Source organism: Bacillus sp. LR_5 (assembly GCF_042709275.1).
Window position 1 is genome coordinate 1 of record NZ_JAVAXX010000624.1, and the last position, 1,028, is coordinate 1,028.

Genomic DNA, 1,028 nt, shown 5'->3' on the forward strand with positions numbered 1-1,028 from the left:
AAAGGCCGCAGGCGCGGCCTTTTGGATTGTTCAATTAAGCGTTGACTTTCACCATTGGCTTCAGTTCATTCAGCCATTTTTCGAATTCAGGAATCGCCATTTGCTGAGCAGAGTCAGAAAGTGCGACTGACGGATCAGGGTGAACCTCAGCCATTACGCCATCAGCACCGATCGCTAAAGCGGCTTTAGCTGTCGGAAGCAAGAGGTCACGGCGGCCTGTTGAATGCGTAACATCAACAAAGACTGGCAAATGCGTTTCTTGTTTCAAAATCGGCACAGCTGAAATATCCAGCGTGTTTCTCGTTGCTGTTTCATATGTTCTGATTCCGCGCTCACAAAGGATAATTTGGTCATTTCCTTGTGACATGATGTATTCAGCAGCATTGATGAATTCAGAGATCGTTGCAGCAAGACCGCGCTTCAGAAGCACTGGCTTTTTCACTGCGCCGGCCGCTTTCAGCAATTCGAAGTTTTGCATGTTGCGCGCTCCGATTTGAATGACATCAATGTAGTCCAGCGCTTCTTCGATATGAGCCGGAGTTACGATTTCACTGATAACCGCCAGATCAAATTCATCCGCTACACGTTTTAAAATTTGAAGGCCTTCAACACCAAGCCCTTGGAAATCGTATGGGCTCGTACGAGGCTTAAAGGCTCCACCGCGCAAAATTTTAATCCCTTGTTTTTTCGCAGCTGCAGCGACTTCAGCTACCTGCTCATAGCTCTCTACCGCACATGGGCCGACAATGAATCTTTGCTGGCCGTCTCCGATTTTTTCGCCTTTGATATCAACAATTGTATCTTCAGGTTTTTTCTTGCGGGAGACAAGCAGCGCTTTGCTGTGATCTTCTTCCTGAAGCTCTAAACCGGCTTTGAATATCTCTTTAAAAATGTGCTGGATGGTTGAATTTTCGAACGGCCCGTCATTGTTTTCAATGATATTGTTTAACATTGTGCGTTCTCTGACAGGGTCAAATCGGTTGACGCCCTGTGCTTCCTTCGCTTTACCGATCTCTTTTACAACATTG

1 protein-coding gene is annotated in these 1,028 nt (G+C 46.4%); it reads right to left on the minus strand.

What is annotated here, in order from left to right; translation table 11 throughout:
* Positions 1-34: 34 nt before the first annotated feature.
* Positions 35-1,028, minus strand: a 994-nt coding sequence (locus RAC86_RS39040) for a bifunctional 3-deoxy-7-phosphoheptulonate synthase/chorismate mutase (RefSeq protein ID WP_377886331.1), incomplete at its 5' end; no start/stop codon positions are given.